General features: G+C 67.4%; 4 protein-coding genes. 1 reads left to right on the top strand and 3 read right to left on the bottom strand.

The genetic code is table 11. From position 1 onward, the window contains the following. Nucleotides 1-497 precede the first annotated feature (497 nt). The 3 genes from AB4Y84_RS15245 to AB4Y84_RS15235 form a co-directional block, all read right to left on the bottom strand. Nucleotides 498-1,658: an MFS transporter gene (locus AB4Y84_RS15245; protein ID WP_442244641.1), complete on the bottom strand. Its 1,161-nt coding sequence runs from the start codon at nucleotides 1,656-1,658 to the stop codon at nucleotides 498-500. A gap of 252 nt (nucleotides 1,659-1,910) precedes the next feature. Further along, nucleotides 1,911-2,660, bottom strand: a complete 750-nt coding sequence (locus tag AB4Y84_RS15240; RefSeq protein WP_223494262.1) for a TerC family protein — start codon at nucleotides 2,658-2,660, stop codon at nucleotides 1,911-1,913. 32 nt (nucleotides 2,661-2,692) lie between these two features. Then, nucleotides 2,693-3,088 carry a diacylglycerol kinase gene (locus tag AB4Y84_RS15235; protein ID WP_442250377.1) on the bottom strand — a complete coding sequence of 132 codons (396 nt, stop codon included), beginning with the start codon at nucleotides 3,086-3,088 and terminating at the stop codon, nucleotides 2,693-2,695. A gap of 235 nt (nucleotides 3,089-3,323) precedes the next feature. Here AB4Y84_RS15235 and AB4Y84_RS15230 point away from each other — a divergent pair, with 235 nt between their 5' ends. After that, complete coding sequence (locus AB4Y84_RS15230; RefSeq protein WP_442244642.1) at nucleotides 3,324-4,022, top strand: SGNH/GDSL hydrolase family protein; 699 nt, start codon at nucleotides 3,324-3,326, stop codon at nucleotides 4,020-4,022. The last annotated feature ends 44 nt before the right edge of the window (nucleotides 4,023-4,066 follow it).

Below are 4,066 nucleotides of genomic sequence, written 5' to 3'. Positions count from 1 at the left end.
GGACGCTGCAAGTACGTCCATGTAAGCTCGGTCGCCGCATCCATGCGGCTCACGCCCCCAGCCAACCCACCCTCCCGGCCACGGACGGTTTCCTGCGCACCGCGGGAAAGATCAAAAAGAGCAAAAGCGAAAGCCCATGCTCCAGGCATTCGTGCCGACCAACGGTCGGCACCCACCATCAGCAGCAGGTTCCGACAGATCGCGGGAGACTGTCGAAGGCGGGGTGGGTCAGTTTGCGGGGGCGTGAGCGCGATGGGCCCGAGGCATGCCTCGGGCGGGTTGGGCAGGACGCCCAACCCGGGTCTTGCCGTGTGCGCAGGACAGCGCAGACGAGCAAGGCGCGACCGAGGCTACAGGGACGTACTTGCGCCGTCCCCTGCCACCGGACTCACCCCGCCATCCCACGGAATGCCCGCCGTTGCTGTTGAGGTTGCCGGCCAGCGGCCGGCACTACCGCCTCTGCGGGTGCAGGGCGCAGCCCTGCCGGAACACACCTCTCAGCAAGCCTCAGCAACCGGCACGCGTGCCCGCCCCAGCCACGCCAGCAGCAGCGCCGACGCTGCCAGCAGCCCACCGGCCACCGGAATCGCCGCGTACCCCAGCCCCAGGCTGATCACCGCACCACCCAGCGCCGCGCCCAGTGCATTGCCGAGGTTGAATGCACCGACGTTGATCGACGACGCCAGACCCGGCGCCTCGCTGGCCGCCTGCATCACCCGGATCTGCAACGGCGGCACGATGGCGAAGGTCGCCGCACCGAACAGCAGTACACCCAGCGCCGCAGTCGCGTGGCTCATGAAAGCCAGCGGCAGCACGAACATCAGCACCGCAAGTACTGCCAGCAGGATCCGGGTGGCGCCGTCCAGCGACCAGTCGGCCAGGCGCCCGCCAATACCGTTACCGAAGGTAAAGCCGATGCCGATCAATGCCAGCGACAACGCGATGAAGGCATTCGACGCACCGGTCAGTTCAGTCAGCACCGGCGCCACGTAGGTGTAGAGGGTGAACATCGCACCTGCACCCAGCACCGTAGTGGCCATCGCCAGCAGCACCTGCGGCTGCATGATCGATTTCAGTTCACGCCGGACATCCGGGCGCGCGCCCGCGGCCGACGGCGGCAGTGCCATGGCCAACGCGGTGATCGCAACCACACCGAGTACGGCGGTGCCGGCAAAGGCCAGGCGCCAGCCCAGCTGCTGGCCGACCCAGGTCGCCAGCGGCACGCCGCCGATGTTGGCGATGGTCAGGCCCATGAACATCGTCGCCACCGCCGCGGCCTGCTTCTCCTTCGGCACCAGGCTGGCGGCGACCACCGCGCCGATGCCGAAGAACGCACCGTGATTGAGGCTGGTCACCAACCGTGACAGCAGCAGCAGGCCGTAGTTCGGGGCCAGCGCCGACAGCAGGTTGCCGACCACGAAGATCGACATCAGCAGCATCAGCGCGGTGCGCTTGCCGAAGCGTCCCATCAGCAGGGTCATCACCGGTGCGCCCAGCATCACGCCCACCGCATAGGCGGTGATCAGCATGCCGGCGGTGGGGATGCTGACGCCCACTCCGCTGGCGATGACCGGCAGCAGGCCCATCGGGGTGAACTCGGTGGTGCCAATGGCGAAGGCGCCGACGGCGAGTGCCAGCAATGCGGCTCTGGAATTCATGGGGATTGCCTGCGTGGGGCAGGCCCTGTGGAAAATGAGCGCGTAGCCTGCGCGCTTTGCCGGCCGGGAGTAAGCCTCGGCACGGGAAAACACTGTTGATCCCGATTCACAAGTGGAAGGTGCAAGCCGGCATTGCGGGAAGAAGCCCCGCCAGGCATGGCCCACGCTTCGGTGGCGCCGGGCCATGCCCGGCGAGCGCGGCGGCGCCTGGAACGCAGAACCCCCGGCGCTGGCCGGGGGTTCGGGAATTGCTTACCAGTCGCCGGCGCCCGGCACGTGGTGTTCGCGTGCGCGGCGGCGCATCAGCAGGTTCAGCCACTCCACCAGCACCGAGAAGCCCATCGCGGCGTAGATGTAGGGCTTGGGAACGTGCACGTCCAGGCCGTCCAGGATCAACACCGCGCCGATCAGCAGGATGAAGGCCAGGGCCAGCATCTTCACGGTCGGGTTGGCATCGATGAAGCGGCCCAGCGGGTTGGCCGCCAGCAGCATCACCGCCACCGACAACAGGATCGCAGCCACCATCACCGGCACGTGGTCGGCGATGCCGACAGCGGTGATCACCGAGTCCAGCGAGAACACGATGTCGATGATCGCGATCTGCGCGATCACGTAGCCGAACACGGCCGAGGTCTTGGTGGTGGTCGGGTCCTCGTCCTCGCCACCGGTGATCATCTCCTTGATCTCCATCCAGCCCTTGATGATCAGGAACAGGCCACCGACGATCAGCACCAGGTCGCGGATGGAGATGCCCATGCCGGCCACGGTGAACAGGTTTGCCTGCATGTGCGCCAGGTACGCCAGCGAGACCAGCAGGCCGATACGGGTAATGCAGGCCACCGCGATGCCGAGGCGGCGCGCGAACGGGCGGCGCTCTTCGGGCAGCTTGCTGACGGCGATGGAGATGAACACCAGATTGTCGATGCCGAGCACGATTTCCAGCGCGCTCAAGGTGAACAGGGTCAACCAGACGTTCGGATCGGCGAGAAGCTCAAGGGACATGGGAAGTCTTCAACAAGGGGGAGGAAGAAGGATCAGCCGACGCTGGCCGGGAACAACCGCGGCACCAGCACCAGGGCCCAGCACAGCAGCACGTTCATCATCAGCACGAACACCGCCGCCGAGCCCATGTCCTTGGCGCGGCCGGCCAGTTCATGGATTTCCGCGCCATAGCGTTCGATCACCGCCTCGATGGCCGAGTTGGCCAGCTCCATCGCCAGCACCAGCAGCATCGAGCCGATCATCAGCGCGCGCTCCACCGGGGTCTGGCCCAGCCAGATCGCCAGCGGGGTCAGCAGCACCAGCAGGTAGACCTCCAGCCGGAACGAGGACTCGTGCAGCCAGGCAGCACGCAGGCCCTGCCAGGACCAGCGGGCGGCCTGGAAGATGCGGCRCGGGCCGCGGGGCATGTGGCCAAACTGATCAGCCACGGGTGATGGATCCAGCAACAGGGGCGCGGCGCAGCGACCGCTCAGACGCACGGCAGGAAATCATGGGTGCACAGGGATAGGCAGACAGCCCCCATTTTGCCACAAGGGCGGCAGCGGCACCCCGCACGCCCCGCCGCGAGGCCCTGCGAACGACCCCGCAAACGGCCCAGCACGGCCAAGCGCGGGGCCAGCCCAGCTTCTATGATGGATACCCCCTGCCCTGCCGGAGTGCCTGATGACCCGTCCCCGCACCTACCTGATCCTGCTCGGCCTGCTGGCCGCGCCGCTGGCCCAGGCCCTGAGCCCGCCGGCGCCGCCGCAGATCCCTGCGCAGGTCTCCAACGTGGCCTGGGAGGCCGACATCGCTGCCTTCGTCAGCGCCGACCGGACCACTCCGCCGCCGCGCGGCGGCATCGAGTTCATCGGCAGCTCGTCCTTCCGCATGTGGGACAGCCTGGCCCGGGATTTCCCGGGGCAACCGGTGTTCAACCGTGGCTTCGGGGGTTCGGAAGTACGCGACAGCACCTGGTACGCCGGCCAGGCCATCGTGCCGTACGCGCCGTGCAAGGTGTTCTTCTACGCCGGCGACAACGACCTCAACAGCGGCCGCAGCGCGACCCAGGTACGCGATGACGTGGTGGCCTTCGTGCAGCGCGTGCATCGCGACCTGCCGAAGACGAAGGTGGAATACGTCTCGATCAAGCCCAGCCCATCGCGGGCGCACCTGCTGCCGGCGATCAACGACGCCAACGCGAAGATCAAGGCCGCGTTGGCGAAGCTGCCCAACACCGGCTACACCGACATCTACACCCCGATGCTCGGGGCCGACGGCCAGCCCGATGCGTCGTTGTTCCGCGAGGACATGCTGCACATGACCCCGGCCGGCTATGCGATCTGGACCAAGGCGCTGGCGCCGAAGGTCAACTGCAACTGATTGATCCCGAGGTTGCCGGCCAGCGGCCGGCACTACCCATGCGT

Source organism: Stenotrophomonas sp. 2YAF22 (assembly GCF_052114665.1).
Classification (GTDB): Bacteria; Pseudomonadota; Gammaproteobacteria; order Xanthomonadales; family Xanthomonadaceae; genus Stenotrophomonas; species Stenotrophomonas indicatrix.
This window is presented reverse-complemented; position numbering and strand designations above follow the sequence as displayed.

Coding starts and splice junctions, on each gene's coding strand:
- AB4Y84_RS15230 (WP_442244642.1), top strand. CDS start 3,324: ATGACCCGTCCCCGCACCTACCTGATCCTGCTCGGCCTGCTGGCCGCG.
- AB4Y84_RS15245 (WP_442244641.1), bottom strand. CDS start 1,658: ATGAATTCCAGAGCCGCATTGCTGGCACTCGCCGTCGGCGCCTTCGCC.
- AB4Y84_RS15240 (WP_223494262.1), bottom strand. CDS start 2,660: ATGTCCCTTGAGCTTCTCGCCGATCCGAACGTCTGGTTGACCCTGTTC.